29 protein-coding genes are annotated in these 26957 nt (G+C 65.6%); 8 read left to right on the forward strand and 21 right to left on the reverse strand.

Annotation, left to right across the window (positions count from 1 at the left end):
- Nucleotides 1-110: 110 nt before the first annotated feature.
- On the forward strand, nt 111-1304 hold the full coding sequence (locus ODR01_RS16865) for an IS91 family transposase (protein ID WP_316978860.1): 1194 nt from the start codon (nt 111-113) through the stop codon (nt 1302-1304).
- A gap of 494 nt (nt 1305-1798) precedes the next feature.
- Here the strand turns inward: ODR01_RS16865 and ODR01_RS16870 are convergent, their stop codons facing one another.
- Nucleotides 1799-2257 (reverse strand): MarR family winged helix-turn-helix transcriptional regulator, encoded by a 459-nt coding sequence (locus tag ODR01_RS16870; protein ID WP_316978861.1) that lies wholly within the window; start codon nt 2255-2257, stop codon nt 1799-1801.
- Nucleotides 2258-2407: 150 nt separating this feature from the next.
- Here ODR01_RS16870 and ODR01_RS16875 point away from each other — a divergent pair, with 150 nt between their 5' ends.
- Nucleotides 2408-3367 carry an alpha/beta hydrolase gene (locus ODR01_RS16875; RefSeq protein ID WP_316978862.1) on the forward strand — a complete coding sequence of 320 codons (960 nt, stop codon included), beginning with the start codon at nt 2408-2410 and terminating at the stop codon, nt 3365-3367.
- 731 nt (nt 3368-4098) lie between these two features.
- Here the strand turns inward: ODR01_RS16875 and pdxY are convergent.
- Together pdxY and ODR01_RS16885 are read right to left on the reverse strand one after the other, a co-directional pair.
- Nucleotides 4099-4959 carry a pyridoxal kinase PdxY gene (gene pdxY / locus ODR01_RS16880; RefSeq protein ID WP_316978863.1) on the reverse strand — a complete coding sequence of 287 codons (861 nt, stop codon included), beginning with the start codon at nt 4957-4959 and terminating at the stop codon, nt 4099-4101.
- 99 nt (nt 4960-5058) lie between these two features.
- Nucleotides 5059-5694 carry a TetR/AcrR family transcriptional regulator gene (locus tag ODR01_RS16885; protein ID WP_316978864.1) on the reverse strand — a complete coding sequence of 212 codons (636 nt, stop codon included), beginning with the start codon at nt 5692-5694 and terminating at the stop codon, nt 5059-5061.
- Between the two features lie 287 nt (nt 5695-5981).
- On the opposite strand from ODR01_RS16885, the gene ODR01_RS16890 reads away from it, so the two are divergent.
- Nucleotides 5982-6995, forward strand: coding sequence for a C-terminal binding protein (locus ODR01_RS16890; protein ID WP_316978865.1), 1014 nt, complete (start codon nt 5982-5984; stop codon nt 6993-6995).
- A gap of 147 nt (nt 6996-7142) precedes the next feature.
- On the opposite strand, the gene ODR01_RS16895 is transcribed toward ODR01_RS16890, so the two are convergent.
- The 7 genes from ODR01_RS16895 to ODR01_RS16925 form a co-directional block, all read right to left on the reverse strand.
- Entirely contained in the window at nt 7143-7655 is a 513-nt protein-coding gene (locus ODR01_RS16895) for a gluconokinase (protein ID WP_316978866.1), read from the reverse strand.
- 29 nt (nt 7656-7684) lie between these two features.
- The gene (gndA, locus tag ODR01_RS16900; protein ID WP_316978867.1) at nt 7685-9103 is read right to left on the reverse strand and encodes an NADP-dependent phosphogluconate dehydrogenase; all 1419 of its coding nucleotides are present in this window, start codon (nt 9101-9103) and stop codon (nt 7685-7687) included.
- A 132-nt stretch (nt 9104-9235) separates the two neighbouring features.
- Nucleotides 9236-9646 (reverse strand): type II toxin-antitoxin system VapC family toxin, encoded by a 411-nt coding sequence (locus ODR01_RS16905; protein WP_316978868.1) that lies wholly within the window; start codon nt 9644-9646, stop codon nt 9236-9238.
- Nucleotides 9643-9885, reverse strand: coding sequence for a type II toxin-antitoxin system Phd/YefM family antitoxin (locus ODR01_RS16910; RefSeq protein WP_316978869.1), 243 nt, complete (start codon nt 9883-9885; stop codon nt 9643-9645). The genes ODR01_RS16905 and ODR01_RS16910 overlap by 4 nt, the downstream gene beginning before the upstream one ends.
- 497 nt (nt 9886-10382) lie before the next feature.
- A complete protein-coding gene (locus ODR01_RS16915) occupies nt 10383-10835 on the reverse strand; it encodes a hypothetical protein (protein ID WP_316978870.1) in 453 nt (150 codons plus the stop codon).
- A 179-nt stretch (nt 10836-11014) separates the two neighbouring features.
- The gene (locus ODR01_RS16920; RefSeq protein WP_316978871.1) at nt 11015-11419 is read right to left on the reverse strand and encodes a type II toxin-antitoxin system VapC family toxin; all 405 of its coding nucleotides are present in this window, start codon (nt 11417-11419) and stop codon (nt 11015-11017) included.
- A complete protein-coding gene (locus ODR01_RS16925; RefSeq protein ID WP_316978872.1) occupies nt 11419-11652 on the reverse strand; it encodes an antitoxin in 234 nt (77 codons plus the stop codon). Before ODR01_RS16925 ends, ODR01_RS16920 begins: the two co-directional genes overlap by 1 nt.
- A gap of 185 nt (nt 11653-11837) precedes the next feature.
- On the opposite strand from ODR01_RS16925, the gene ODR01_RS16930 reads away from it, so the two are divergent.
- Nucleotides 11838-13703: an aldehyde ferredoxin oxidoreductase family protein gene (locus ODR01_RS16930; RefSeq protein ID WP_316978873.1), complete on the forward strand. Its 1866-nt coding sequence runs from the start codon at nt 11838-11840 to the stop codon at nt 13701-13703.
- 91 nt (nt 13704-13794) lie between these two features.
- Here ODR01_RS16930 and ODR01_RS16935 read toward each other — a convergent pair whose 3' ends face one another.
- The 3 genes from ODR01_RS16935 to ODR01_RS16945 all read right to left on the reverse strand — a co-directional run bounded on the left by ODR01_RS16935 (nt 13795) and on the right by ODR01_RS16945 (nt 15281).
- The gene (locus ODR01_RS16935; protein WP_316978874.1) at nt 13795-14217 is read right to left on the reverse strand and encodes a type II toxin-antitoxin system VapC family toxin; all 423 of its coding nucleotides are present in this window, start codon (nt 14215-14217) and stop codon (nt 13795-13797) included.
- Nucleotides 14217-14471: a type II toxin-antitoxin system Phd/YefM family antitoxin gene (locus ODR01_RS16940; protein ID WP_316978875.1), complete on the reverse strand. Its 255-nt coding sequence runs from the start codon at nt 14469-14471 to the stop codon at nt 14217-14219. The genes ODR01_RS16935 and ODR01_RS16940 overlap by 1 nt, the downstream gene beginning before the upstream one ends.
- Nucleotides 14472-14633: 162 nt before the next feature.
- Nucleotides 14634-15281: a TetR/AcrR family transcriptional regulator gene (locus ODR01_RS16945; RefSeq protein WP_316978876.1), complete on the reverse strand. Its 648-nt coding sequence runs from the start codon at nt 15279-15281 to the stop codon at nt 14634-14636.
- A gap of 74 nt (nt 15282-15355) precedes the next feature.
- Here ODR01_RS16945 and ODR01_RS16950 point away from each other — a divergent pair, with 74 nt between their 5' ends.
- Nucleotides 15356-15991 carry a glutathione S-transferase N-terminal domain-containing protein gene (locus ODR01_RS16950; protein WP_316978877.1) on the forward strand — a complete coding sequence of 212 codons (636 nt, stop codon included), beginning with the start codon at nt 15356-15358 and terminating at the stop codon, nt 15989-15991.
- 57 nt (nt 15992-16048) lie between these two features.
- Here ODR01_RS16950 and ODR01_RS16955 read toward each other — a convergent pair whose 3' ends face one another.
- The 3 genes from ODR01_RS16955 to ODR01_RS16965 form a co-directional block, all read right to left on the reverse strand.
- A complete protein-coding gene (locus ODR01_RS16955) occupies nt 16049-16810 on the reverse strand; it encodes an SDR family NAD(P)-dependent oxidoreductase (protein ID WP_316978878.1) in 762 nt (253 codons plus the stop codon).
- A gap of 20 nt (nt 16811-16830) precedes the next feature.
- Nucleotides 16831-17613 carry an enoyl-CoA hydratase/isomerase family protein gene (locus ODR01_RS16960; protein WP_316978879.1) on the reverse strand — a complete coding sequence of 261 codons (783 nt, stop codon included), beginning with the start codon at nt 17611-17613 and terminating at the stop codon, nt 16831-16833.
- A gap of 177 nt (nt 17614-17790) precedes the next feature.
- The gene (locus ODR01_RS16965) at nt 17791-19404 is read right to left on the reverse strand and encodes an acyl CoA:acetate/3-ketoacid CoA transferase (protein WP_316978880.1); all 1614 of its coding nucleotides are present in this window, start codon (nt 19402-19404) and stop codon (nt 17791-17793) included.
- 400 nt (nt 19405-19804) lie between these two features.
- On the opposite strand from ODR01_RS16965, the gene ODR01_RS16970 reads away from it, so the two are divergent.
- The 3 genes from ODR01_RS16970 to ODR01_RS16980 all read left to right on the forward strand — a co-directional run bounded on the left by ODR01_RS16970 (nt 19805) and on the right by ODR01_RS16980 (nt 22834).
- A complete protein-coding gene (locus ODR01_RS16970) occupies nt 19805-20842 on the forward strand; it encodes a Gfo/Idh/MocA family protein (protein ID WP_316978881.1) in 1038 nt (345 codons plus the stop codon).
- Between the two features lie 16 nt (nt 20843-20858).
- Nucleotides 20859-21815, forward strand: a complete 957-nt coding sequence (locus ODR01_RS16975) for an aldo/keto reductase (protein WP_316978882.1) — start codon at nt 20859-20861, stop codon at nt 21813-21815.
- Between the two features lie 71 nt (nt 21816-21886).
- On the forward strand, nt 21887-22834 hold the full coding sequence (locus ODR01_RS16980) for a 2-hydroxyacid dehydrogenase (protein ID WP_316978883.1): 948 nt from the start codon (nt 21887-21889) through the stop codon (nt 22832-22834).
- Nucleotides 22835-22916: 82 nt separating this feature from the next.
- Here ODR01_RS16980 and ODR01_RS16985 read toward each other — a convergent pair whose 3' ends face one another.
- From ODR01_RS16985 to ODR01_RS17005, 5 genes are all read right to left on the reverse strand, one after another.
- Complete coding sequence (locus ODR01_RS16985; RefSeq protein WP_316978884.1) at nt 22917-23252, reverse strand: HepT-like ribonuclease domain-containing protein; 336 nt, start codon at nt 23250-23252, stop codon at nt 22917-22919.
- Between the two features lie 25 nt (nt 23253-23277).
- On the reverse strand, nt 23278-23739 hold the full coding sequence (locus ODR01_RS16990) for a nucleotidyltransferase family protein (protein ID WP_316978885.1): 462 nt from the start codon (nt 23737-23739) through the stop codon (nt 23278-23280).
- 353 nt (nt 23740-24092) lie between these two features.
- A complete protein-coding gene (locus ODR01_RS16995; protein ID WP_316978886.1) occupies nt 24093-25370 on the reverse strand; it encodes a TRAP transporter large permease in 1278 nt (425 codons plus the stop codon).
- A gap of 10 nt (nt 25371-25380) precedes the next feature.
- Nucleotides 25381-25878, reverse strand: a complete 498-nt coding sequence (locus ODR01_RS17000; RefSeq protein WP_316978887.1) for a TRAP transporter small permease — start codon at nt 25876-25878, stop codon at nt 25381-25383.
- 76 nt (nt 25879-25954) lie between these two features.
- Nucleotides 25955-26935, reverse strand: a complete 981-nt coding sequence (locus ODR01_RS17005) for a TRAP transporter substrate-binding protein (RefSeq protein WP_316978888.1) — start codon at nt 26933-26935, stop codon at nt 25955-25957.
- Between the last annotated feature and the right edge of the window lie 22 nt (nt 26936-26957).

Genomic DNA, 26957 nt, shown 5'->3' on the forward strand with positions numbered 1-26957 from the left:
ACACCGCCCTTTACACCAAGGTCGCGACACGAACGGCGCGCGCCGTGACCAGCCCGCTCGACAAGCTCGGCCTCTTCACGCCTGAGGAGGTCACGCCCGATGGCTGAGGCGTGCCCGCCTCGCTCGAAGTCGCCGATATCTTCCGCGCCGCCGGACCGGCCTATCGGTCCGCCCATGCCGGGCATCTGAGCCTGCATCAGCTCAAGGTGATGTCGGCGATCGAACATTGCCGCACCGCCGCGCTGGGCGGCCATGTCGAGGCCTGCGAGGACTGCGGGCACTGGCGCATCGCCTACAACAGCTGCCGCAACCGGCACTGCCCCAAGTGTCAGGGCGCCGCCGCGCGCACTTGGCTGGCCGAGCGCCAGGCCGATCTCCTGCCGGTCGGCTACTTCCACGTCGTCTTCACGCTGCCCGCCGAGGTCGCCGACATCGCCTTCCACAACAAGGCGCTGGTCTATGACCTGCTGTTCCGGGCAGCGTCGGAGACGGTGCTGACGATCGCCGCCGACCCCAAGCACCTCGGCGCCCGCATCGGCATCACCGCCGTGCTCCACACCTGGGGCTCGGCGCTCGCCCACCATCCCCATGTGCACATGATCGTGCCGGGTGGCGGCATTGCCCTCGACGGCAGCCGGTGGGTACCGTCGCGCCCGGCGTTCCTCCTGCCGGTGCGCATGCTGGGCAAGCTGTTCCGCCGCCTCTTCCTTACCCGCCTGATCGCACTGCACGATGCAGGACGGCTCGCCTTCTTCGGCACCCTGGCGCCCCTCGCCGGGCGGCGGGCCTTCCTGCACCACCTGTCCCCGGTCCGCAAGAAGCGCTGGGTCGTCTATGCCAAGGCGCCCTTCGCCGGCCCCGAGGCGGTGCTCGCCTATCTGTCCCGCTACACCCACCGGGTCGCCATCTCGAACCGGCGGCTCATCGGCTTCGACGAGACCGGCGTCACCTTCCGCTACAAGGATTACCGCCGCGACGGCGCCGACCGCCAGCAGGTCATGACGCTCGCCGCCGACGAGTTCATCCGCCGCTTCCTGCTTCATGTCCTGCCGCGCGGCTTCCATCGCATCCGCCACTATGGCCTGCTCGCCGGCGCTTCCCGCCAGGCCGGTCTGGATCGCGCTCGTGAGCTGCTGGCGGTTGCGCCACCGGCCGATGACGACGGACCGGAGGAACCGCTCGACACGCGACCGCCATGCCCTTGCTGCGGGGGGCGCATGGTCATCATCGAGACCTTCGCCCGATGGCACCAACCGCGCGCGCCGCCGTCGAACACTACACCAGCCGGGAGAAAGGCGCCGTGACCCGGCACGGCCTGGCCTCGCAAGACCTCGCGGCTCCTCTGCCTCGGGCAACGGGCCGGTTTGCGCCGGCCATCACCACTCCCGCCGCAACAGGCTCCAGCGCCAGCCGTTCACGGCGAAGGCGCGGCCCGATCCGCCCCCATGACAGCCCGTCGACGCCAACCGCGATGGGCCCCAACCCCTGTCGAGTCAGTCTCAAGACCGACCCAAAACCGAAATCCCCATAGACCACAGCCCGCGGCCCGCGGGTTCGTTCCTCGGGGACTTTCGTACGCCTCACGGCGCCCGAAACTCTTCACGTGTGCTTGCTGGCAGCTTCTAGCGTCCAAATAGCGATAGCAGATCTTCAACCGAGCGGGACCGAAGCCACTGATGACCCAATGCTGACCTTTCTGGGCCGATTTTCTGTCCTGAAACAGGACATTGGGCGCAATCGGCGCCCTGACCCAAGGTGGACGTCCCCCGGTTGGCCATCGAAGCGGCGCTCACTGCGACTATGTGCCGGGACTCCATCTCTTGTCGGCGCTGCGCTGGAGCCGTTGTTGAACGAGCAGCATCTTGTCGTGCAGCTCTTTCAACTCGTCAGCGGGCAAGCCTAACGCATCGGCGATACAAACGGGAATGCGCTCCGCCTGCCGCTTTAGCGACTTTCCCTGCTGGGTCAGGCGAATCCGCACCTGCCGCTCGTCCTTCGGGTCGCGCGTCCGCGAGATCAGTTGCAATGCCTCGAGCCGCTTTAGGAGCGGTGTCAGCGTGTTGGATTCAAGCGACAGCGCCTGGCCGATTTTCTTTACGGTCTGGTCGTCACGGGACCAGAGACTCACCATCACCAGATACTGCGGATAGGTAAGGCCGATCTCGTCGAGCAACGGCCGATAGAACTGATTGAAGGCGTGCCCGGCCGAGTAGATCGAGAAGCATAGGAAATTTTCCAGCTTCAGGGGGTCCGACATCGGGTTGGTCCTTTCATTGGGCGTTCGTCTCATCGCTCTAAAACTAAATCGTGCACGCTTTAATCGCAAGCGCTTGACAGCGGGTTCGGCCTCACCTAAATAGATCGTACACGATTTAATCGCTAACGATTTAAAAAGGAAGTGAAGCCCATGGGCCAGGACACCTTTGAAATCACCCGCCGGGACACACTCGTTCTCGGCGCTGGCCTCGCGGCCTTCATGGCCGCTCCAACTCAGCTTTTCGCTGCGACCGCAACGCTCAACTCAAAAGGAGATTTGATCATGAACACCATCACCACCAGGGACGGAACGAAGATCTTCTACAAGGACTGGGGGCCGCGCGACGGTCGGCCCATTGTGTTCGCGCATGGCTGGCCGCTGTCTTCGGACGCCTGGGACGCCCAGATGCTTTACTTCGGCGGCAAGGGCTTTCGTGTCGTCGCCCATGACCGGCGCGGCCACGGCCGTTCGGATCAGCCCTGGGACGGCAACAACATGGACCAGTATGCCGACGACCTGGCCGAGCTCATCGAAGCGCTCGATCTGAGGAACGCCGTATTGATCGGCCACTCCACTGGCGGCGGTGAAGTCGCACATTATATCGGCCGCCACGGAACCGGCCGCGTCGCCAAGGTCGTGCTCGTCGGCGCCGTTCCCCCGCTGATGCTGAAGACCCGGGAAAACCCCGAGGGCACCCCGATCGAGGTGTTCGATTCCATCCGGGCCGGCGTCGCGACCAACCGGTCGCAGTTCTACTACGACCTGACGCTGCCCTTTTATGGCTTCAATCGTGAAGGTGCCAAGGTGAACGAGGGCTTCCGCGAGAGTTTCCGCCTGCAGGGCCTCGCCGGCGGCATCAAGGGCCAGTACGATTGCATTCATGAATTCTCGGAAGTCGACTACACCGAAGATCTGAAGAAGATCGACAGGCCGACGCTGATCATCCACGGCGGTGACGACCAAATCGTCCCGATCGCGGCTTCGGCCGATAAGGCGGCGAAGCTCGTCGAGGGCTCCGTCTACAAGATCTATCAGGGCAGCTCGCACGGGCTCGCTCAACTCGAGGCGGAGCGCTTCAACGCCGACGTGCTCGAATTCATCAAGGCCTGATCCCCACCACCCCTGAAAACAGGCCCCCCAGCCGCTTGCCTTCTGGCGGCTGGGGGAGGCCACCATCATTCAGACGGGAGAGAGGGCCGGCGTGCCCAAGAGCATCGTCCGCGAAGCCATCGATGAAACGGCGGGAGCCGCCGCCCAGGCCGTCGACCGGATCGAAGCCGTCCTTCCTGCTGATTTCCCGGAACGGATTCACTGTTCGGTCGGCGCCGGGTTGCAAAGCCGGCTCCGCAGACTGGCTCTTCCCCAGTCCGCATCGCAGAGGGCAAGGGTGTGTCCCGGAGCCCGGCCGGCTATCCCTCCCGGTCCGGATTGGCGGCGGTGTAGCGGGCGACGTCAAGCACGCGGCTGTCGTCGAACAGCGAGGTGTAGAAGCGCGGCCTCCTCGGCCTCCAGATACGTCGCCACAAACCGAACCGTCTCGTCCAATACACAAGTCTCCCTGAATGGCATCTCTGTCAACGATGTAGCCGGTTCAGACCAAGCCTTACCCTCTCCGCCGGCGGGGCGGAGAGGGTGGCGCGGCGAAGCCGGGCCCGGCGAGGTGGGGTCATGCCGTCGCGCGGAGGTCCCCCACCTCACCTCGATCCTCTCCGCCCCCCGGGGCGGAGAGGAGGGTTTGATGCGATCCCCCTACGGTCTCCACACCGAGCGAGCCCCATGGAAAGGCCGTCGCGTGGAAACGGACCCTCGCCGCGGCCCTCACGAGGCCGGTCGTTGCCTGTCTATCGCACCTTTTCGGCGGCAAACACCTGGCTTGGCGCCACCAGTTCGTCCTGGGCGGCGATCAACTGCAACTCGCGCGTTCCCAGGCGATGGGTCGCCTCGAAGACGGCATAGATGGCGGCGGCGGCCTGTTCGAGGGCGGCGCGGGCATCCCGCTCCTTCAGGTAATGGGCCAGGAACAACGCCGCCACCGCGTCGCCCGCTCCGTTGGGCGCGGGTTCGATCGGCAGCCGGGGCGTCGACACCAGCCACGATCCGTCCTCGGCGTCGGCCAGCATCTCGATGCGGCCGGCCGGCGCGTCGTCGCGCGTCAGGCTGGTCACCAGGACAACGCGGGGCCCCATCGCGCGCAGGGCCGCCGTAGCCTGAAGCGCATCGGCCAGGGTGCGCACGGAACGGCCCGTCAGATACTCCAGCTCGAACTGGTTGGGCGTGATGACGTCGGCCGCCGGCACGGCGTGCGCCTGCATGAATTCGGGGATCCCCGGGCGCACGAAAATCCCGCGGCCGACGTCGCCCATGACCGGATCGCAGCAATAAAGCGCGCCGGGGTTGGCCGCCCGCACCCGCGCCGCCGCCTCGACGACGATGTGCCCGACCCCGGCATCGCCCATGTAGCCCGACAGCACGGCGGCGCAGCCCGCGAGGGCGCCACGGGCGTCGACGCCGTTCAGCACGTCGGCGACGTGCTCGGCGGCATAGACCTGGCCGGTCCACGCGCCATAGCCCGTGTGGTTGGAGAACTGCACCGTGTTGACGACGATGACGTCGTAACCCAGCCGCTGCAGCGGGAACGCCGCCGCCCGGTTGCCGACATAGCCGAAGGCGACGTGGGACTGGATGGAAAGGACCGTTTTCATGGGCGGCGAACCTCAGGCATCAACCGCCGCACGTATAGGCAAAGCGCTGGGGATAGGCGAGCGGTTTCTGCATGGAGAACCCGCCGGTGGCGCGTTCCCCTACGGCCTGACCGAGGCCATCATCATCTCGATGATGTGGGCGCGCCGCGTCGAGAGCGCGGCCGGGGTGGAAAGGTCGCGGTCGAACACCACCGAAAGCGTGTGCATGTTGGTGAAGGTGAAATAGCACATGCCGGAAAGCGTGATGTAGAACTGCACGGTGTCGATGCCGGGCCGCAGCGAGCCGTCCTTCTCGCCCCGGCGCATCACCGCGTCGATCATGGCGATGAGGCGCTTGTGCATCGGCGACACGCGTTGGGACTGGCGCAGGTGGCGGGCCTTGTGCACGTTCTCGTCGTTGAGCAGGGCGACGAATTCCGGGTGTTCCGCCATGTAGTCGAAGGTGAAGCCGACCAGGCGCTCGATGGCCGCCGGCGGCGCCAGGGTATCGAGGGCGAGCGAGGACTTGGCCTCGATCATCGCCTCGTAGGTCTTTTCCAGGATGTCGAGGTAGAGCGCCTCCTTGCTGCCGAAGTAGTGATAGACCAGCTGCTTGTTGACGCCGGCCTGCTTGGCGATCTCGTCGACCCGGGCGCCCTCCAGGCCCTTGGCCATGAATTCGCGGCGGGCGGCGTCGGCAAGCCAGCGCCGCCGGGTTTCCGGATCGCGCTTGCCGGCGGTGGGCGCGTCGCTCACGGATTTCTCCATGCAGGGGACCCTTTTCTCAACCGTTCCGTTGATGCATACCATCGCGGCGGCGATGGGCGGAAACGGAATCTTCGGGGACGCCCGCGCATTGCGGTTATTGAATTCCGCCCGAAAAGAATTTAGGCTTTCGGATGCAAAGTACATTATAAAGGGGGCGGGGAGCCCGACGTCATTTTCCGTGAAGTCCGTGCAGGGACGCCGGCGGCCTTTCGCCCGTTTTGCCGGCGCCGACAAACAAGCGCCTCAATAGGCACACAGGAACGATGAGAGGAAGCATGCGCATTCTCATTCCCGACCTGGGATACGACGACGCCGACCTCGAACGCGAGGTGGCGGGTCCCGATTTCACCATCGACTTCTATCGCTGGCAGCCCGGCATCGAGGCCAAGATCACCGACGAGTCGTGGCGGTCCTGCCATGCCCTGGCGCTCTACGAGAAGATTCCGGTGACGCCCGCCATCATGGCCAAGCTCGACAACATCAAGCTGGTGGTGCGGGCCGGCGTCGGCTTCGACAACGTCGACCTCAAGGGTTTCGGCGCCATGGGCATTCCGGTGTGCAACGTGCCCGACTACGGCACCATGGACGTCGCCGAGCACGCCATCGGCCTGCTGCTGGGCCTGACGCGGGGCATCGTCGAGCACAACGAGCGCCTGCGCGGCGATCCCATCGGCGAATGGATGTTCCACACGCCGCCCATCAAGCGCCGCCTGCTGGGCCGCAGGATCGGCATCGTCGGGCTGGGCCGCATCGGCACGGCGACGGCCATGCGGGCCAAGGCCTTCGGCCTCGACGTGTGGTTCTACGATCCCTACCTGCGTCCCGGCATCGAGCTGGGCCTGGGCTTCGGGCGCGCCTTCTCGCTCGAGGAGCTGCTGGCCGGCTCCGACGTCGTCAGCATCCATACCCCGCTGACGGCCGAGACCCGCAACATGATCGACGCCAAGGCCCTGTCGCACGTCAAGAAGGGGGCCATCCTGATCAACACCGGGCGCGGCGAAACCGTGGTGCTGGAGGCCGTCTACGAGGCGCTGAAAAGCCGCCAGTTGGACGGCGCCGGCCTCGACGTGCTGGAAATCGAGCCGCCGCAACTGAACCATCCGCTGATCAAGGCGTGGCGGACCAAGGAGCCGTGGCTGCACGGCCGCGTCGTGCTGACCCCGCACTCGGCCTTCCACAGCCCCGAGAGCATCGTGACGCTGCGCAAGAAATCGGTGAAGACCGCCGTCGACTTCCTGCGCGACGGCAACCTCTACAACTGCGTCAACGCCGAGTTTTTGAAGAAGTAGCGGCGGGGACGGCGCCCCCCCCTCCCTGTCCCTCCCCCGCGAAGGGGGGAGGGGACGCAACGGCGCCGTTTCTCCCTCTTTCTCCCTCCCCTTCTCTTCCCCCTCCCCCTTGACGGGGGAGGGTTGGGGAGGGGGTGCCGCTGGACTCTACGCGATCGTTCCCTTCTCCCGCAGGTGGTCGAGGACGGTTTCGACGATCGCCTCGGGCGGCGGCGCGATGTCCACCGTGACCGAGTTTTCCGTCCTGTCGTCGGGCGGCTCCAGGGTGTCGAACTGGCTTTGCAGCAGGGACGAGGGCATGTACTCGTGCTGGCGCTTGGCCATCCTTCCGGCAATCAGGTCCATCGAGCCCTTGAGGTGGACGAAGACGACGTCGTCGTGGCCGTCCCTCAGGATCTCGCGATAGACCTTCTTCAGCGCCGAGCAGGCGACGACGGCGTCGCGTCCGTGGGTCCGCCAGTCATCGATCGCCTCGGCGATGGCGTTGAGCCACGGCCAGCGGTCGTCGTCGTTGAGCGGGATGCCGTTGCGCATCTTCTCGATGTTGGCCTTGGAGTGGAACTCGTCGCCCTCGGCGTAATGGGCGTCGAGCTTTTCGGCCAGGCGGCTGCCGACGGCCGACTTGCCGCATCCCGACACCCCCATGACGATGATGAACATGCTTGACCCCCCTTGTGTTGTTTTGTCGGTCAGCCCCGCGCCCACTCGCGGTGGAACCAGCCCTCGCGGTCCGTCCGCTCGAAGGTGTGGGCGCCGAAATAGTCGCGCTGGGCCTGGATGAGGTCGGCCCACAGCCGGCCGGACCGGTAGGCGTCATAGTAGGAGAGCGCGGAAACCAGCGCCGGCACCGGCAATCCGTTGGCCACCGCCGCCCCCACCACGCGTCGCCACGCCCCCTGGCCCTTTTCGACGAAGGCCCGGAAATAGGGGTCGAGCAGCAGATTCTTAAGCGCGGGGTCGCGGTCGTAGGCCTCCTTGATGCGATTGAGGAAGCGGGCGCGGATGATGCAGCCGCCGCGCCAGATCATGCTGACGCGGCCCAGGTCGGTGTCCCAGCCGAATTCGTCCTTGGCCGCCTGGATCAGCGCGAAGCCCTGGGCGTAGGCGCAGATCTTCGACGCCAGCAGGGCGTCCTTGAGGTCGTCGACGAAGGCCGCCTTGTCGCCCGTGAATTTCGGCGTCGCGGCGCCGAGGATCTTTTCGGCCGCCACCCGTTCGGGCTTGAGGGCCGACAGCGCGCGCGCGAACACCGCTTCGGCGATGGTCGGGGCCGGCACGCCCAGCTCCAGGGCCGAGGCGCTGGTCCACTGCCCGGTGCCCTTCTGGCCGGCCCGATCGACGATGACCTCGACCATCGGCTTGCCGGTTTCCTCGTCGACCTGGCCCAGGATGTCGGCGGTGATCTCGATGAGATAGGAATCGAGGTCGCCCTGGTTCCACGCCGCGAAGGTCCCGGCCATCTCCTTGGCCGAAAGCCCCAGCAGGTTGCGCATCAGCGAGTAGACCTCGGCGATCAACTGCATGTCGGCGTATTCGATGCCGTTGTGGGTGGTCTTGACGAAGTGGCCGGCGCCGTCGGTGCCGATGTGGATGCAGCAGGGCTCGCCGTCGACCTTGGCCGAAATGGCCTGGAAGATGGGGCCGACCTTGGCGTAGGCCGCCGCCGTGCCGCCGGGCATGATCGAGGGGCCGTTGCGCGCCCCTTCCTCGCCGCCGGAAATGCCGGTGCCCATGAAGTGCAGGCCGGCTGCGGTCAGTTCGCGGTCGCGCCGCTGGGTGTCGCGGAAATGGGAATTGCCGCCGTCGACGATGATGTCGCCTTCCTCCAGCAGCGGCCGCAGCAGGGCGATCTGCTCGTCGACCGGGGCGCCGGCCTTGACCATCAGGATGATGGCGCGCGGCCTTTTGATCGCCGCCACCAGGTCGGCCATGGTGTCGCAGCCGACGACCGGCTTGCCGTTGGCCTCCTTCGAGTCGACGAACGTGCGCATGGTCGCCGTGGTCCGGTTGAAGACGGCGATCCTGTATCCGTGATCGGCGATATTGAGGGCCAGGTTCTGGCCCATGACGGCAAGGCCGACGAGGCCGATGTCCGCTTGTGCAGTCATTGCGCTTCCTTCTTCCCGATGTGTGACAAGGCAGTCAGCCGATAACGGTCGCCGGGACTCAGGCCGCGGCGGGCGACGGAATTGGTAGAGCCAATAAAAGGCAACCCGCACCGCCCCGTCAAGGGCCGGACGTCAGCGGAATTCGCAGCCGAGCCGTTTCGCGGCACGCCGCAGCGCCCCGTCGCCGGTGGCCAGCGGCAATTTGGCGCGCAAGGCCAGTTCGAGATAAGAGGCGTCGTAGCTGGACAGCGCGTGGTCGCGCGCCAGCGCGATCGTTTCGTGAAAGGCGCGGGCCGCCGTGCTCCCGTCGACGGCGATCGGCAGTTCTTCGAGCATGGCGATGAAGGCGAGGCTGTCGTCGCGGCCGATGCGGTTCCTTCGTTCCGCGACCACCAACGCGTTGGCGACCTCGAGCGGCCACAGGGCCGGCACCAGCGCGCCGACCGCCGCCACCCGGTCGATCAGCGCGTCGGCATCCGGGCCGCCCTCCTCCTCGAAGCACCAGGAGAGCGCGCAGGACGCGTCGAGAACGAGGCCGCTCATCGCCGGCCTTCCTCGATGATCTCCTTGATGGTGGCGCCGCCCAGGTGGCGGCCGCGCCGGAAGCGCTTCAGGCTCTCGACCGTCTCTTTCAGGCGGCGCTCGTCGACGCGCTCGGCGACCGGGACCAACCGGGCGACGGCCTTGCCGTGGCGCGTGATGGTGATCTCGGCGCCGCGCTCGACCTCTTCGAGCAGGCGGGGAAGATGAGTCTTGGCTTCATAGGACCCGACGGTCTTCATGGCAGGTCTCCGGACTGGTCTAGTCAGACTAGTCTAATATCGGGACCGCCGCTCCGTCAATCCGCGATGGGCGTTGACGAGCTATTTGCAGAAAATGAACGCGGCTCCGTTGTCGCCCCGCGAGAGCGCGTCTATACACGGCAGGGAAAGGCCCTGCTGACCATTTCCGGCGTCATTCCCAGCCGCTCGGGGTTTGCCGCCTCCAGAGCTTCCGGCGCGTATTTCTTCGAGCTTGAGGCGACAATAGCCGTAGGATTCGGTCCCACGCTCGAAGCCCATGTCGCGGCATCTCGCGTCGTGCGCGGCGTCGATCTCTTCTTGGGACCAGAACATGGATTCGAATGTTCCCGGCCTTGGCGGCGGCCCTCTGCCTGTGCTGCAACCGAGGAGCGCAACAGCGACCGATAACAGCGCAATGGTCCTCATTGCCAGTTTCCGTCCGGCTGGTGCCTTCCGATCCATTTCCATGCCAAACGCTACACCTCGGCTCGATGCGTTCAGTCAAAAGGGCTTCGGGCACAGGTTCCCCAATGGGTGTTGCCGAACGCGACCCAATTCCCATCCTTGGCGGGAATCGGCGTCACAAATGCATGGACAAATCGGCCGTCATGTTTTGTTATAACGAAAGCTCCTGATGAATTGTTTGCCAGCATAAACTTGCTGTCGTTTATAGATATCTTCATGGATAAATCTATAAATGTATCTTTATTTATTTCTCTATTGTAGTTATCACCTACCAGTTGGTAATTGTAGATTACAATACCAATATTTTCATCAATCATGATTTGGATTGATCGGTATGCTTGTGGTGCGCCTTCCTCAATTGTGCAGTTCAGCACAATTCGCTTGGCGTCCGCATAAGCCGTCGACGCGACAACGCCCAGCACCGCGAGCCAAGCGGACACGATCAACGTAAAGGTGCATGTGATAAGGGAAATCCGGCGGCCCATGGTCCCCCGCTCCCTGCATCTGCAACTATGAATTTAGCACAGGCCAATTGGGGGAACCATCCCGGACCCGAGCCTGGAGTGGCAAGGGTGGGGTCCTTAAAGGGGGGCTCCCGACTTTGTTATTCGGCGCCCACCGCGAAAGACCGGGGCCGTATAAAAGTCCTCTCTCAAGTCACCCTTCAGTCCTCACGCAGCCAGTTCTCGCAGGCGAGGCCGTCGATCCGGGCGAACTCTCGTTCGTTGTCGGTGACGACGGTGTGGCCGAGCGCAAGGGCGTGGGCGGCGATCAGCAGGTCGTTGGCGCCGATCGGTCGCCCGGCCGCTTCCAGACGGGCCCGAACCCGGCCATAGGCGGCGTCGGCGGGAAGGTCGAGGGGCAGAACCTCAAGAGCCCCCAGCACCGCTTCAAGCTGGGCGGAAAGCCGTGGCGACGCCTTTTTCGCGGCCCCATAGCGAAGCTCCGCCGCGACGACGATGCTGGTGCAGACCTTGGCCTCGCCGACCTCGCGAATGCGCCGCATCGCGCGCCCCCGCGGATTGCGGACGAGGTCGGAGACGATGTTGGTGTCGAGCAGGTAGCGCATCACAGATCGACGGCATCGGGCGCCGGATCGGGGATCGGCGGAAACTCCTCGTCGAGCGGCGCCAGCGTCGCCAGCACCGCCAGCAGGGAGGCCGGCTGAGTGGGCTCGATGATCAGCCGGTCGCCGTCCTTGCGCATGATGGCGTCCTCGCCAGGCAGTTCGAACTCGCGGGGAATCCGCACCGCCTGGTTGCGGCCGTTCTTGAACAGCTTGACGTGTCGTTCTGCGGCCATGGCAACCTCTCCAGCCTATGCCTTAGCATATGCCAAATGAGATCGGCCGTCCATGGCGTCAAGGTTGCCGGAAAGGAAGACAGGGCGACCGTCCTTGTTTATAGTCTCCCTAAAGAACGAACGGGTAATCGGACGCCCGCCCCATCGACCGTTGGGCGCCGAACCGCAAGAAGAGGACGACGAGAATGTACGGCTATCACGATCGCCTGGCCTGGATCGATCTCACCCGCGGCAAGGTCGAGTTCCGCGAAATCGGCACCCGGGACCTCGCCGACTTCATCGGCGGCGCCAACCTGGGCGCTGCGCTGCTGGCCCGCATGGTCGGCGCCGACACCGACCCGCTGGGGCCCGACAATCCGCTGATCATGCTGAGCGGCCCGTTCACCGCCGCCGGCGTGCCCGGCGGCAACCGCCACGAGGTGATCGCGCTGTCGCCCCTGACCGGCATCTATTGCGAATCCAACGCCGGCGGCGCCTTCGGCCGCCAGCTGAAGCTCACCGGCGTCGACGGCCTGGTGTTCACCGGCGCCTCGAAAAAGCCGGTCATGCTGGTCATCGACGACGGCCGGTTCGAGCTTAAGGACGCCGGCCATCTGTGGGGCAAGGATGTTTTCGAGACCGACGATCTCTTGACCGAAGCCTTCGGCAAGTCCCAGGCCTCGGCCGTCATCGGCCCGGCCGGGGAATTGCTGGTCCCCATGGCCTGCATCGCCCACGACGGCCGCCACACCCGGGTGGCCGGGCGCGGCGGCATGGGCGCGGTGATGGGATCGAAGAAGCTCAAGGCCATCGTCATCCCCAAGGTGGGCGACGCCCTTCCCGCCTTCGCCGACCCCAAGGGGCTGGAGGAGACGCTGAAGCTCGACGTCGCGCGGATGAGGAAGGCGCTCGAGATGTTCGCCAAGTACGGCACGCCGGGCAGCTTCTCCAACAACGAGCGCTTGGGCAATCTTCCCATCAACAACTGGCGCGACGCCCGGGCCATCGAGCTGGCCGGCAAGATCAACGGCGTCGTCATGGCCGAGACCATCCAGGTCAAAAGGGCCGGCTGCAAACGCTGCCCGATCATCTGCTCGCGCGTAGTCCGGGTGAACGACGGTCCCTACGCCACCGACGGCATCGTCGAGGGCCCGGAGTACGAGAACCTGGGCGCGTTGGGCAGCGTGCAGATGGTCGACAACCTGGCGGCCGTGACCAAGGCCAACGAGTCCTGCAACCGCTATGGGCTGGATACCATCTCGACCGGCGGCACCATCGGCTTCGCCAACGAATGCTTCGAGAAGGGCCTGCTGACCAAGGCCGACACCGGCGGCCTCGAACTCGGCATGAACCACCCCGATTCCAACATCGAGCTGATCCGCCGCATCGCCTTTCGCGAGAAGGGGCTGGGCGAGATCCTGTGCCACGGGTCGCACAAGGCCGCCCGGGAAATCGGCCACGGGGCCGAGGAATACGCCGTCGAGGTCAAGGGCCTGGAACTGCCCATGCACGACCCGCGCTTCTCGTGGGGGCACGGCCTTTCCTATGCCACCGGCAACCGCGGCGGCTGCCACCTGACCTCGCTGTCGCACGCCTACGAGCTGGTCGTCACCTTCCCCGAGGTCGGCCAGATGGAACCGGCCAAGGGCCGCGAGCGCGAGGGCAAGGCCCAGTTCGTGGTCAACCTCCAGAACTACATGAACCTGCGCGACAGCCTGGTCTTCTGCAACTTCGACCAGCTCAACAACGCCGCCAAGGGCACCCACGTGTTGGGCTGGTACAACCTGATCACCGGCCGGAACCTTGCCTTCGAGGACTTCATGACGCTGGGCGAGCGCGGCTTCCAGTTGAAGCGCATGATTTCCAACCGGCGCGGCGTGACCCGCAAGGACGACAACCTGCCGCCCCGCCTGCGTACCCTGAAAAAGGTCGGCCAGGACCTCAACTTCGAGGTGCCGCCCCTCTACCCGATGCTCAGCGAATACTACGACCTGCGCGGCTGGACCGAGGAAGGCCGCCCGAGCCCGGAGACGGTGGGAAGGCTGGGGCTGAAGGAATTCGCGGCGGCGTAGGGCACGAAATAATTTCGGTGACAGTGCACTAAATTCGACGGCATTTCCCGTTCCAGGTGGGCACCGTTGTTGCCGCGAATTTAGTGCACTGTCACCGAAATTGCCACGGATCGAGAACGGGCACGCCGGTCGCGGCGAAGTCGGCGACGTTGCGCGTGACGACCGTCATGCCGTGCACCTGGGCGGTGGCGGCGATCAGCGCGTCCCGCTCGGCCCGCGGGTCCGGCACGTACAGCCTTGCGCAGTGCAGGGCGACCGTCGTGTCGACGGGTAGCACCCGGCCGGCGAAGGCCGGCAGGACGTGGCTCTCCAGCCAGGCGCGCATGACGGCGCCCTGGGCCGGATCGCGGCGCTCCAGCAGGAGCACGCCCAGTTCCAGTTCGAGGACCGTGATGGCTGACAGGTAGAGGACTCCGGGCGTTACGCTGCCGGCCCAGGCCGCGACGTGGGCATCGGCCTTGCCGGCCTTCGCCTTGCGCAGTTCGGACACCACGTTGGTGTCGAGCACGAACATCAGGAAAAGTCCGCCGGCTTATAGAGGCCGCGCGCCGGCGGTGCCTCGAACTCGATGTCCTCGACGCCCGGCATCCCCAGCAGGTCGACGATGCTGGCCTGCGGGCCGGCCAGTTGCTGGTATTCCCCGAAAGTCAGCAGGACGTGGGCCGGCCGGCCGCGGTCGGTGATGATCACCGGCCCGTTTCGCGCCGCCTTCTTGGCCTTGCCGGTATCCTGGTTGAACTCCCGGCTGGAAAAGGTGGTGACGGCCATGGAAAACCCTCCCGCATCCGTAATGTAGCAACGTTACTACATTTATCCTAAGCGCGCAAGGGCGAGTGCGAAAACAGGCCGGGCGCCGGCGGTGAGGCCGGTGCCCGATACGTTGGCAGCCGTCGCGGCGTTACGTGAAGTCCCGCCCGCCGTCGATTTCGATCACCGGGCCGTGGATGTCGTCGGCCGGCCTCGATCGGCCGGTCCGCAAATGAGGTCGATCGCCGACGTCGCCACGGCTTCGAGCGTTTCGCGCGTCTCGCCGGTGCGCGCGCGGATGGCCAGGAAATAGAGGGTCGCCGAGGCAAGCTTGGCCAGGGCGGCCGGATCGTCCGTCTTTTTTACTTCGCCGGTCCGTTGGGCCAACCGGATGCGGTCTTCGAAGGCCCGGTCGAGGGCGCGGAAGCCGTCGGCAAGCGCGGTCCTGACGTGCGGGTCGGCTGCCGCTTCGGTGACTGCCGTGCCGATCAGAAAGCAGCCCCGGGCGGCCTGGCCGGCGGGAAAATAAAGGGCCAGCGAATGGTCGTAGACGAGGCGAAGCCCCTCGCGGACCGGCTGTTCCGGGGCGAGGGCCGCTCTCAGGTCGCGGCCCGCCATGGCCTGGTAATGCTGGAGGGCGGCGAGATAGAGGGCCCGCTTGTCGCCGAAGGCGCCGTACAGGCTCGGCCGGCCCATGCCGGTCGCCGCGCTGATGTCGTCGAGCGAGGTCGCGGCGTAGCCGACCTGCCAGAACACGTCGCGGGCCCGCGCCAGGGCGTCGTCGGCGTCGTAGGCGCAGGGCCGTCCCCGTTTGGTTGATTTTTGTACCATTTCGCAAAAAAATCCTTGATCGGTTCTATTTTCATGCGATACGGTACAAAAATCAATAGACGGGAGACTTCGCCATGGACCTTTATTTCTCGCCCCTCGCCTGTTCGATGGCCACCCGCATCGCGCTCTACGAGGCGGGGCTCGACTGCAATTACGTCCGGGTGGACACCAAGACCAAGCGCGTCGCCGACGGCTCCGATTTTCTGGCCGTCAACCCCATGGGTCAGGTGCCGGTGGTGCGCACCGACGACGGCGAGCGGCTGACCGAGAACACGGCCATCCTGCAGTACGTGGCCGGCCTCAAGCCCGAGGCGGGCCTGGCGCCGCAGGAAGGCTTTCAGCGCCATCGGCTGCAGCAGTGGCTCGCCTTCATCACCTCGGAGTTGCACAAGGCGGTGTTTTCGCCGCTGTTCTCGCCGAACAGTCCCGAGGGGGCCAAGGCCTTCGCCCGGCAGTGCGCGGAACAGCGTTTCGCCTATCTGAACGACGCGCTCGACGGCCGCGAGTTCCTGCTCGACCGCTTCACGGTGGCCGACGCCTATCTGACGACGGTGCTCAACTGGGCCAATTCCACCGGCATCGATCTTGGGAAATGGCCGGCCGTCCAGGCCTATTTCGACCGCCTGCGAAAATGGCCGAGTGTCGCCAGGGCGATGGCCGAGGAGTTCGCGCTTTACCGGAACGGAAAGGCGCCGCAAACCGCCGCCTGACGCCGGCCGCGAGGACGTTGCGGGGACAGCGCGCCACCATGCGCTGTCCCCGAACGGCTATTTGAAGTACTGGCCGCCGTTGATTTCGATCACCTGGCCGTGGATGTAGCCGGCCATCTTTTCCGAGGCGAGGAAGAGATAGATCCCCACGCAGTCCTCGGCGACGCCGAGGCGGCGCAGCGGGATGGTGGCGCGAACGCCTTCCAGCTTCTCGGGGTTGCTGAAGCGTTCGTGGAAGGGGGTGAGGATGACGCCCGGCGACACGCAGTTGACGCGAATGCCGTCCGGACCCAGCTCGATGGCCATGGTGCGCGTCCACGAATGGACGAAGGCCTTGGCCCCGGCGTAGAGCCCGGCGCCGACGGCGCCGCCGTTGTGGCCGGCGATGGAGCCGGTGTTGATGATGCAGCCCTTGCTCTTCTTCAGGTGCGGCACGGCGATGCGGCAGGCCGACACCACCGAGCGGATGTTGAGGTCGGTCACGTTGTCGTAGAGCTCGTCGTCCTGCTGCTCGAGGGCGGCGCGGTGATAGAGGCTGCCGGCGTTGTTGACCAGCACGTCGAGGCCGCCGAAGGCGGCGACCGTTTCCTTGACGATGCGCTCGATGACGACCGTCTTCATGACGTCGCCCATGGTGAGGATGGCCTCGCCCCCCGCCGCCTTGATGTCGGCCACCACCTTCTCGGCTTCCTTCTTGCTGGAATTGCCGTGCACGGCGACACGGGCGCCGGCGGCGGCGAAGCCCTTGGCGACGGCGGCGCCGATGCCGGTCGAGGAGCCGGTGACGAGAACGGATTTGCCTTTGAGATCTTCGAACATTGTTCCTCCGTGCAAAGGGGTCATTTTCCGGTGAATTTCGGCGGCCGGCGCTCGGCCCAGGCGGCGCGGCCCTCGATCGCGTCTTCGGTGAAGCCGGTCATGCTGCCGGCCAGCGCCTCCAGCGTCGCCGCGGCGTCGCGGCCGAGGGCGGCGTTCATCAACTGCTTGGCGGTCTGCACCGAGACCGGCGCGTTGGCGGCGATCTGGCGGGCCAGTTCGTTGGCCCGCTTATCGAGATCGGCCATCGGCACCGCCTCGTTGATCAGCCCCCAGGCGGCGGCGGTCGGCGCGTCGATGCGTTGGCCCGTCAGCACCATCTGCTTGGCCCGGGCTTCGCCGATGAGAAGGGGCAGCCGCTGGGTGCCGGTCCAGCCCGGCACGGTGGCGATGGTGACTTCCGGCAGCGCGAATTTGGCGGTCTCGGCGGCGACGCGCAGGTCGCAGGACAGCGCCAGTTCGAGGCCGCCGCCGAAGGCGATGCCGGCGATGGCGGCGATCGAGGGCTGGCGCAGGCCGGCCAGGCGGCCGAAGATCTGATGGCCGCGGCGGATCCAGGTGTGCCACATGCCGAGCGGCTTCAATTCCGCCCAGGCGTTGATGTCGGCCCCGGCGCAGAAGGCGCGCTCGCCGGCGGCCTTCAGGATCACCGCGCGGATGTCGCGGTCGGCGTCGATCTTGGCGATCAGCGCCTCCAGGCCGTCCAGCATGTCGGTGTCCAGCGCGTTGAGCTTGTCGGGGCGGTTGAGCGTGATCGTCGCCACACCGGCCTCGACGGCAAACAGGATCTTCTCGGGTTCGGCCATGTCTCTAGTGCCTTCTGCGATTGGGCTGACGCGGGCGTGCCCCCCACCCTGTCCCTCCCCCGCAAAGGGGGGAGGGAACGCGTCTCGCGTCACCCTTTCTTCCCCTCCCCCCTCGATGGGGGGAGGTCGGGAGGGGGGTGAGACGGCGGGGATGATTCGACCGCATCGCGAAATACTTCAGCTCCTTGCCGAGCGGAAGCGCGGCGTTGTGCGTTCGGGCAGCACCAGGCCCATCGGCTCGGGCTTGAACAGCCGCGCGTCCATCGTCTTGAGGTGGGGACTGACGGTCATTCTGGCACGGGCCTGGCCCAGGACGTCGCGCGCAACGTCGATGCCGGGCGCGACCTCGGTGACGACCAGCCCTTCGGGCATCAGCTTCACCACGCAACGCTCGGTGACATAGGTGATGTCCTGGCCGAGCTTGCGGCTGCGCCGGCCGCTGAAGGTGACGTGCTCGACTTCCTCGACGAACTTGGGGAACCTGCCTTCCTGAAGGATGGTCACCTTGCCCCCCGTCAGGTCGAGCTTCAGCCCCCCTGCCGTGAAGAAACCGCTGAACACCAGCTTTTTGCCGTGCGACGTGATATCGATGAAGCCGCCGACACCGGCGGTGACGTGCGGCTTCGACGCCAGGCGCGAGACGTTGACGTCGCCCTCGGAACTCACCTCCATGAACGAAAGCAGCCCGCAGTCCTCGCCGCCGCTCTGGAAATAGGTGAACTGGGTGGGGGACGGAATGATCGCTTGGGCGTTGGCCGAGCAGCCGAAGGCGAAACCGTCGAGTGGCACGCCGCCGACGGCGCCCTGCTCGATGACCCAGGTGACGGCCTCGGCCTGGCCTTCCTCGATCAGGATGCGCGGGATGATGGGGGAAATGCCGAAGCCGAGGTTGACGGCGTCGCCGGCGCAAAGCTCCAGCGTGGCCCGCCTGGCAATCGCCTTCTCGGCGTCGAAGGCCACCGGCGGGAACGAACTGAAGGGCCGGCGCACCTCGCCCGAGATGGCCGGATCGTAGGGCGTCTCGGTGGTCTGCCACTGGTCGGGGTCGATCACCACGAAGTCGACCATGGTCGAGGGCACGAAGACCCGCTGCGGCGGGATCGAGCCGGCGGTGGTGACGCGCTTGACCTGGGCGATGACGAAGCCGCCGTTGGTGCGGGCAGCCAGCGCGACGTCGAGCGCGCCCAGATAGCCGCCCTCGTGCTCCATCGAGATGTTGCCCTTCTCGTCGGCGGTGGTGCCGCGGATGATGGCGACGTCGGGCGGGATGTTGGGGAAGTGCAGCCACTCCTCGCCCCCCATCTCGACCAGTTTGACGATGTCGCCCTTGGCCGCCTTGTTCATCTTGGCGCCCTGGCGGCGGGGATCGATGAAGGTGTCCAGCCCGACCTGGGTGAAGACGCCGGCTCGCTTGCCGGCGGCGTTGCGGATCATGTCGAACAGGATGCCGCTCGGCACGTTGTAGGCCGGCACCTGGTCGGCGCCGATCATCTGCCAGATCTTGGGCGATTCGCGGTTCGACGGGCCGCTGGGGTAGGACCCGGCGATGACGCGGGCCAGCAGGCCCGGCTTGGCCACATGGTCGATGCCGTCGACGCCGTACATGTCGCCCGCCGCGATGGGCAGGAAGAAATGCAGGTCGCGCGGCCGGCCCCGGCTTTCGAAGGCCTCGCCGATGGCCTTGAGCACGAAGTTGGGGGTGTTGAGACCGCTCGACGAATTGACGGCGACGACGGCGCCGTCGGGAATGAGGGCGACCGCCTCGGCGGCGCTGACGACTTTGCTGGACATCCTGCGATGGCTTCCTTCTCAGGGGAGATTGTCGGTATGACGGGGCTTCGGGTTGCCGGCGTCGACGCCGCCGGTTCCCGCGCCCGAATTGGCAGGGCCACTTTTAGCACGCGCCCGGTGCCGATTCCAAAGGATTAGGCGCTTGCGTCCATGCCGATGTCGGAAAGGAGTTCACCACAGAGAACGCTGAGAACACGGAGAAAGGCACTGAGAAGAGGGGATTGCGCGGGCGTCGCCCGCGCTTTCAGGATTCTCTGTGACCCTCGGTGTTCTCCGTGTTCTCTGTGGTGAACCTTTTTGTCGCCGCTGCATTCCCCGTGCGGGACGGGCGGCATTGACGCTCGGCGCCATCCACCCTACGTTCCGGGGGCTTCATCGATGACGGGGGGAAAGAGCAATTGTGACGAAGAAGCATCGCATCGCCATCATCGGGCTCGGCATGGCGGTCACGCCGCACGCCAAGAGCCTGCTCGACCTATCGGAGCGCGTCGAGGTCGCCTACGCCTGCAACCGCTCGGAAGGGCGGCGCAAGGCGTTCGGCGAGAAGTTCCCGTTTCCGCTGAGCGGCGATCCCGAGGAGGCGCTGAAGGACCCCACCGTCGACTGCGCGCTGATCCTGACCACGCCGGACAGCCACCTCGACCTGGTGTCCCGCTTCGCCGCGGCCGGCAAGCACGTCCTGCTGGAAAAGCCCCTGGAAATCACCTCCGAGCGGGCCGCCGAGATGATCGGCGTCTGCCGTAAGGCCGGCGTGCGCCTAGGCATCGTGCTCCAGCACCGCCACCGGCGGCCGGGGATCAGGCTGCGCGAGATCCTGGCCTCGGGCCAACTCGGCAAAATCGTCGGCGCCTCGGTGTTCATCCCCGTCTGGCGGCCGCAGAAGGGCTATTACGACCAGCCCGGGCGCGGCGACAAATTGCGCGATGGCGGCGGCGTGCTGCTGACCCAGGGCATCCACCCGCTCGACGTCTTCCTGTCCCTGACCGCCAGGCCCATCGAGGTCACCGGCTACGCCAGGACCAGTCCGGTCCATCGGATGGAGACCGAGGACATCGTCGCCGCCGCGGTGCGCTTCGAGGATGGCGCCATCGGCGTGGTGGACGCCACCACCACCGCCTATCCCGGCTTCCCCGAGCGCATGCAGTTCTTCTGCGAGAAGGGCTCGGCGCTGATCACCGGCACCGAGCTCACGGTTTCCTACCACGACGGCAGCCATGAAACCGTCGAGGCCGATACCGCCGTGGGCGGCACCGGGGCCGACCCCATGGCCTTTCCGCACGACCACCACCGGGAGGTGCTGAGGGATTTCCTCGACGCGCTCGACGAAGGCCGCGATCCGCTGGTCTCCGGCGAGGTGGCGCTGCGCACGCACCGCTTCATCGACGCCATCCTGCAAGCGTCGGCCGAGGGGCGGCCGGTCACGGTCGTTCACGACTGAGGGGAAGGGGATTGTCATGAAATACCGTCGCCTGGCCGGCACCGACCTCGACGTTTCCGTGATCTGCCTGGGGCCCATGCGGGCCGCCGCCAAGACGCCGGGGGGCGACGCCCGGTCGAAGGCCGGCGAGGCCGCGCTGCGCGCCGCGCTCGATGCCGGCATCAACTTCCTGCATTCCAGCTATGAATACGAAACCCGCTGGATGATGGAACGGGTGCTCAGGGACCATCCCAAGCGCCACGACGTCCATCACGTCATCAAGGTGCCGGTCCCCGATTTCAAGGACGGCGGCCGCTTCGACGCGGCCAAGTTCCGCCTGCGCGTCGAGGAGGCGCTGACCGACCTGCACGCCGAGCGCATCGCGGTGCTGCAATGGATGTGGCGCTCCGAGCCCAACGAGGATGCGCTGCGCCTGCCCATGCTGCCGGCGGTTATGGACGACGTCTGGGCCACATTTGAAAAAATGAAAGCCGAGGGCAAGGTCGGCCACCTGATGACCTTCCCCTACACGGTGCCGTGCGCCAGGGCGGCCATCGAAACGGGGCGCTTCGCCGGCCTCATCGCCTATTACAATCCCATCGAGATGGAGATGGCCGAGTTGTTCCCCGAGATGGAGCGCCGCGGCATGGGGTTCCTGTGCATCCGGCCGCTCTACGAGGGCATCCTGACGGACGCCCGCGATCCCGCCCGCCTGAAGGCGGATGACCGTTTCCGCGAGCCCAGGTACGCCAAGGACCTGGCCCGGCGGGCCCGCATCGCCGAGAGCTTCGCCGCCGAGATCGGCGCCTCGATGACGGGTTTCGCGGTGCGCTTCGCGCTGGCCTCGCCGCTGGTGGGCAGCGTCATCGTCGGGCTCAACTCGCCGGCCCAGGTCGAGGGCATCGCCGCCGCGGTGGCGGGCGACCTGCCCGACCCCTCGCTGGTGGGGCGGGCCTACGACCTTTGGAAATCGGGGTTCGGCCTTGACGGCTGAGGGTCCTTTCCCTTCCTGTCGACCGGCGCCGATGGCGGACCGGTCCAACCGACAACTGCGGAGGTAACGTCATGCACAGGCTTCTTCTCGCCCCCGGCATCCAGCCCGAAATGCGGGCCGTCCTCGACGGCCGCTTCGAGATGTTCGACATGACCGGTTTCGACAGCCCGGCCGACGTGCCCGGCCTCGATCCGGCGACCATCACGGCGGTCGTCACCAAGGGCGAAAGCGTATTTCGCGAGCGTCACATCGCGGCGCTGCCGAACTTGAAGATCATCGCCAACTTCGGCGTCGGCTACGACGGCATCGAGGTGCAGGCCGCCAAGGCGCGCGGCGTCATGGTCACCCACACCCCCAACGTGCTGACCGACGAGACCGCCACCACCGCGCTGCTGCTGGCGCTCGCCGTGACGCGCAAGCTGGTCGTGCTCGACCGCCTGGTGCGCACCGGCGGCTGGCCGACCGAACCGCGCGAGTTGCTGGCCAACAGCATCATCGGCAAGACGGCCGGCATCATCGGCCTCGGGCGCATCGGCAAGGCCATCGCCCGGCGGCTGGAAGCCTGCGGCGCCGTCGTCGCCTATACCGACACCAAGCAGCAGGACGTGCCCTATCCCTTCCATCCCGACCCGGTGGCGCTGGCCAAGGCCAGCGATCTTCTGGTGGTGGCCTGCCAGGGCGGCGCCTCCACCCGCCATCTGGTCGACGCCACGGTGCTCGACGCCCTGGGGCCGGAAGGCTTCCTGGTCAACGCGGCGCGCGGCACCATCGTCGACGAGAAGGCGCTGGTCGCGGCGCTCAAGGAAGGCCGCATCGCAGGCGCCGGGCTCGACGTCTTCGAGAACGAGCCGCACGTGCCGGCCGATCTGTGGACCATGGACAACGTGGTGCTGATGCCGCACCGCGGCAGCGGCACCCACGAGACGCGCCGGCGCATGGCCGAACTCTGCCGCTCCAACCTCGACGCCTTCTTCGCCGGCCAGCCGCTGCCGACCCCGGTGCCGGAGATGCGGGGGTAGGGGGCAATTTCGGGGTAATTTCGGGGACACCATATTTAATTCACAAGAGGTTTCGTTCGCTGCCGAGGGCGAAGAAGGTGAATTAAATATGGTGTCCCCGAAATTTCGGGAGCGGGAGCCGCGCGAGAAGCGTCTTCGCCATGGTTTCGAGCGGCCCCAGGCGGCGCTCGACAAAGCCCCAGATCAGTCCCGGATGAATGGCGTCATAGTCGTGGCGCAAGACGCTCCCGAACCCGCGCAACTCGCGCAGGCCGACGTCGGGAAACTCGGCATCGTAAGCGTCGCCCAGTTTGCGCGCCGCTTCGGCGATCCTTTCAAGACAACGTTCCGCGGCGTCCTGCATCAGGGGGCTGGCGAGGAAGGCGTCGACGTCGGCGCCGCCGACATGGGCGCGGATGCGCGCGATGTTCTCCAGCATGTCCTCGAGGCGGCGGCGGGCCCGCTCAGAAGGCATGGATCATATCCCGTTCGGCCCGTTCGCGGATGCCCGGCCTGAGGGTCCGGCGATCCGCGACCTCGACCCGCAGGGCGTCGGACAGGGCCGCGCGCACCGCTTCGACGGCGCCGATCATGTCGATCACGTCGCGCACCACCGCCGGATCGGTGTCGATGGCGATATCCACGTCGCTGTCGGGCCGATCCTCACCGCGCGCGGTGCTGCCGAAGACGGCCGCATGGACGATGCCACGGCGTTCGAGCTCTGCGCGGGCGGCGCGCAAGGAGCGGATGATGGCCGGCAGGCGGGTTCCGGAAAAGAAGGCCGGGGCCTGCCCCTCGTTGAGCGTGTGGGCGAAATGGCGCAAACGGGCCTTGTCGCCCTGGCGCACCGTTACCGTAACGTCGGCAAAGCCGTTTTCGCGCAGCCGTCGCCGCCGTTTCCGCTGCCGTTCCGCCGTACTTGCCATGGCTTGGACCCTTAAAGAAGACGTTACGCATAACATTTAGGATGTTACGTGTAACGAGTCAAGATGATCCGCCTCGGACCTTGGATCATTTCGGGGACACCATATTTAATTCGCAAGAGGTCCGTTCGCCGCCGAGGGCGAAGAAGGTGAATTAAATATGGTGTCCCCGAAATTACGACGCGCAGGCCGTCGAGCCGCTCGAACTCGCGGGTGTTGCCGGCCGGGATATGTCAATGGAATATCCCGGCAGCGAAAAGCCCGCGGCGGTCGCGGGCTTTTCCAGGGCTCAAGGGGATGCCGTGAAGGTCGGCGACAGGGTCCGGCCGTCGAGCCCCCCCTTGTGCGTGCCGTCCTCAGAAATCCATGCTGCTCGGGATGAGCAGGATGATGTCGGGAACGATGATCAGGACGATGACCACCGCCATCAGCGCGAAGAGGTAGGGAACGCTTTTCCAGGACAGGTTTTCGATTCCCACCTTGGCGATGTTGCAGGCGACGAACAGGCACAAACCCACCGGCGGCGTGACCTGCCCGATGGCCAGCACCAGGATCATGAGGACGCCGAAATAGAGGGGATCGATGCCCGCCTGCATGATGACGGGATAAAAGATCGGCGTCATCAGCACCACGGCCACCGCATTGTCGAGAAATGTGCCGACCACCAGCAGCGACAGCACAATCATCAGCAGCAGGACGTGGGGGTCCCTGGACACCTCCAGCATCGCCACCGTCAGCTTGGCCGGGATCTGTTCGCTGGCGAGCAGGTAGCTGAAGATGTGCGCGGTGGCGATCAGGAACATGATGACCGCCGTGCTCTTGCCGGTCTCCAGCAGGATGGACGGCAGGTCGCCGATTTTCAGTTCGCGGTGGATCGAAAAGCCGACGAACAGGCCGTAGAACACCGCCACCACCGCCGCCTCGGTCGGTGTGAAAACGCCGCCGTAAATGCCGCCGAGAATGATCACCGGCATGAGCAGGGCGAAGATGCTGCGGCGCCCGGCATGAACGATCCTTTTGACCGACGAGGGCTCGCCGCCTCGATACCCTTTGCGCGTCGAGATCACGTGGTTCACGGTCATGAGCGCCAGGCTCATCAGCAGCCCGGGCAGGATGCCGCCCATGAACAGTTTGCCGATCGACACGCCGGTGATCACCCCATAGATCACCAGGGTGATGCTGGGGGGAATCAGCAGGCCGATGGTTCCCGATGCCGCGGCCACCGCACCCGCGAACGCCCTGTCGTAGCCGTTGTCGACCATCGGCTTGACCATCACCGAACCGATGGCCGCCGTCGTCGCCGGGGCCGATCCGGAAATCGCCCCGAAGAACGTGCAGGCCGCGGTCGTCACCTGCGCCAACCCGCCGGGCAATCGGCCGAGGATGGAACCGGCCAGGTCGACGAGGCGCTGCGAGACGCCCCCCGAACTCATGACGTTGCCGGCAAGGATGAAGAAGGGAATGGCCATCAAGGTGAAGGAATCGACGCCGCCGTAGACTTTTTGAACGATGACCATGAGGGGAACCTGGCTGTGCAATGCCAGGGCTACGACCCCCGAGAGGCCCAGTGCGATCGCGATCGGCACGCCCAGGACGACGAACGCGAAGAACGCTGCAAACAAGGTGATACCCATCGTCGCTCCCCTAGCGTCCGCTGACCAGATCCGTGCATTGACGGTATGACTGTTCCAGAAGGTTCAGGATCATGAAGAAGCAGCCGATCGGGATCGCCAGATAGATCACCCCGATCGGCAGGAATTCCATGGTCGGCGAGATCTGCTCGAGTGCCAGCACCCGCATCGCCACGGTTACGCCCTTCGTCATGAGGATATAGAGGAACGCGATGCCAAGAAGATTGGCGGTCAGGCTCAGGGAAAGGTTGGTCGCCCTGTGTTTGATGGCGTCGACCGCCAGCGTGACGCGGATGTGCGTTCCTTCGCGGATGGCCACGCTCGCGCCCAGGAACGTCAACCAGATGAACAGATAGCGGGCCAGTTCCTCGGACCACGAGAGCGACTGCTCCAGGGCGTAGCGGAAGATGACCTGAAGAAAGATGACCGTCGTCATGACCCCGAAAATGCCGATGACGCCATATTCCAGAAGCCGGTTCATCCGCGCGTTGAAGCCTGCAAGAAGCCTCATGATGTTTCCTCCCTTAAGGCCCCCGCGGGAGCAGACATCTCTGCCCCCGCGGGGTCTCCAGCATGGCCGGGCTGCGTTACCGCACGGCTTTGATGCGCTGGATGAGATCGCCGAACTTCGGCCCGTACTTGTCGTAGACGGGCTTCGATGCCGCCTCGAATGCCGCGGCGTCGGCCTTGTTGACGGCGATCTTCCCTTCCAGGAACTTCAGTTGCTCGGCCTCGATTCGTGCCACTTCGGCGCGGATCCAGGGGGCCACCTCCTTGCCCGCCTGTTGCAGGACCTTCTGCTCGTCCGCCGGCAGTCCCTTGAAGATCATGGTGCTGATGAGCAGGGGCTCGACCGAATGAATGTGCGAACTGAGCGAGAGGAAGCTTTGAACCTCGTAGAACTTCTGGGTCAGGACATGGGCGACGGGGTTTTCCTGGCCGTCGACCACCTTAAGCTGAAGCGACGAGTACAGCTCGCCGAACGACATGGGGGTCGCGCTCGCCCCATAGGCATTGAACGTGTCGACGAACACCGCGCCCTCGGGAGTCCGGATCTTCAGACCTTTCAGGTCGTCCGGCTTGACGATCGGACGCTTGGAGTTGGTGATGTGGCGGAAGCCGTTTTCCCAATAGCCGAGAACCTTCAGGCCTTTCTTCTCCAGGTTCTTGGACAACTCGTCGCCGATGGGGCCGTCCATCACCTTGCCCAGGTGGTCAAGGTCGCGGAAAAGGAACGGGAGTCCGAGCGCCCCCATCGTCGGCTCGAAACTGGACAGGAGAACGTCGGAGGTGAGCACCATGTCCACCGTGCCGAGTTGCGCTCCCTCGACGAGTTCGCGTTGCTTGCCGAGCTGGTCGGAGGGGAAGATGACGATTTGGATCTTGCCCTTCGACAGTTCCTCGACCCGCTTCTTGAACATGTCGGAGCCCTTCTGGTAGTGGTGATCCAGAGACCCCGTGTGTCCAAGCTTTAACTTTGTGGCATGAGCCTGTTCAGAGGCAAAAAAAAGTGCCAGAAAAGAGGCGCATACGGCAGACAGAATACGGAATACGTTTCCCTTATTCATAGAATCCTCCTGCAATAATATT

The sequence above is a fragment of the Shumkonia mesophila genome (assembly GCF_026163695.1).
GTDB classification, from domain to species: Bacteria; Pseudomonadota; Alphaproteobacteria; order Rhodospirillales; family Shumkoniaceae; genus Shumkonia; species Shumkonia mesophila.

Excerpts from the sequence above, each read along its gene's own strand:
- ODR01_RS16870 (WP_316978861.1), bottom strand. The coding sequence starts at position 2,257 with ATGTCGGACCCCCTGAAGCTGGAAAATTTCCTATGCTTCTCGATCTAC.
- ODR01_RS16915 (WP_316978870.1), bottom strand. The coding sequence starts at position 10,835 with ATGGGCCGCCGGATTTCCCTTATCACATGCACCTTTACGTTGATCGTG.
- ODR01_RS16975 (WP_316978882.1), top strand. The coding sequence starts at position 20,859 with ATGAAATACCGTCGCCTGGCCGGCACCGACCTCGACGTTTCCGTGATC.
- ODR01_RS16910 (WP_316978869.1), bottom strand. The coding sequence starts at position 9,885 with ATGAAGACCGTCGGGTCCTATGAAGCCAAGACTCATCTTCCCCGCCTG.
- ODR01_RS17005 (WP_316978888.1), bottom strand. The coding sequence starts at position 26,935 with ATGAATAAGGGAAACGTATTCCGTATTCTGTCTGCCGTATGCGCCTCT.
- ODR01_RS16895 (WP_316978866.1), bottom strand. The coding sequence starts at position 7,655 with ATGTTCATCATCGTCATGGGGGTGTCGGGATGCGGCAAGTCGGCCGTC.
- ODR01_RS16875 (WP_316978862.1), top strand. The coding sequence starts at position 2,408 with ATGGGCCAGGACACCTTTGAAATCACCCGCCGGGACACACTCGTTCTC.
- ODR01_RS16920 (WP_316978871.1), bottom strand. The coding sequence starts at position 11,419 with ATGCGCTACCTGCTCGACACCAACATCGTCTCCGACCTCGTCCGCAAT.
- ODR01_RS16965 (WP_316978880.1), bottom strand. The coding sequence starts at position 19,404 with ATGTCCAGCAAAGTCGTCAGCGCCGCCGAGGCGGTCGCCCTCATTCCC.
- ODR01_RS16935 (WP_316978874.1), bottom strand. The coding sequence starts at position 14,217 with ATGTTCGTGCTCGACACCAACGTGGTGTCCGAACTGCGCAAGGCGAAG.
- gndA (WP_316978867.1), bottom strand. The coding sequence starts at position 9,103 with ATGACTGCACAAGCGGACATCGGCCTCGTCGGCCTTGCCGTCATGGGC.
- ODR01_RS17000 (WP_316978887.1), bottom strand. The coding sequence starts at position 25,878 with ATGAGGCTTCTTGCAGGCTTCAACGCGCGGATGAACCGGCTTCTGGAA.
- ODR01_RS16955 (WP_316978878.1), bottom strand. The coding sequence starts at position 16,810 with ATGTTCGAAGATCTCAAAGGCAAATCCGTTCTCGTCACCGGCTCCTCG.
- ODR01_RS16985 (WP_316978884.1), bottom strand. The coding sequence starts at position 23,252 with ATGCTGGAGAACATCGCGCGCATCCGCGCCCATGTCGGCGGCGCCGAC.
- ODR01_RS16950 (WP_316978877.1), top strand. The coding sequence starts at position 15,356 with ATGGACCTTTATTTCTCGCCCCTCGCCTGTTCGATGGCCACCCGCATC.
- ODR01_RS16980 (WP_316978883.1), top strand. The coding sequence starts at position 21,887 with ATGCACAGGCTTCTTCTCGCCCCCGGCATCCAGCCCGAAATGCGGGCC.
- ODR01_RS16925 (WP_316978872.1), bottom strand. The coding sequence starts at position 11,652 with ATGGCCGCAGAACGACACGTCAAGCTGTTCAAGAACGGCCGCAACCAG.
- ODR01_RS16890 (WP_316978865.1), top strand. The coding sequence starts at position 5,982 with ATGCGCATTCTCATTCCCGACCTGGGATACGACGACGCCGACCTCGAA.
- ODR01_RS16990 (WP_316978885.1), bottom strand. The coding sequence starts at position 23,739 with ATGGCAAGTACGGCGGAACGGCAGCGGAAACGGCGGCGACGGCTGCGC.
- ODR01_RS16960 (WP_316978879.1), bottom strand. The coding sequence starts at position 17,613 with ATGGCCGAACCCGAGAAGATCCTGTTTGCCGTCGAGGCCGGTGTGGCG.
- ODR01_RS16940 (WP_316978875.1), bottom strand. The coding sequence starts at position 14,471 with ATGGCCGTCACCACCTTTTCCAGCCGGGAGTTCAACCAGGATACCGGC.
- ODR01_RS16905 (WP_316978868.1), bottom strand. The coding sequence starts at position 9,646 with ATGAGCGGCCTCGTTCTCGACGCGTCCTGCGCGCTCTCCTGGTGCTTC.
- ODR01_RS16945 (WP_316978876.1), bottom strand. The coding sequence starts at position 15,281 with ATGGTACAAAAATCAACCAAACGGGGACGGCCCTGCGCCTACGACGCC.
- ODR01_RS16930 (WP_316978873.1), top strand. The coding sequence starts at position 11,838 with ATGTACGGCTATCACGATCGCCTGGCCTGGATCGATCTCACCCGCGGC.
- pdxY (WP_316978863.1), bottom strand. The coding sequence starts at position 4,959 with ATGAAAACGGTCCTTTCCATCCAGTCCCACGTCGCCTTCGGCTATGTC.
- ODR01_RS16995 (WP_316978886.1), bottom strand. The coding sequence starts at position 25,370 with ATGGGTATCACCTTGTTTGCAGCGTTCTTCGCGTTCGTCGTCCTGGGC.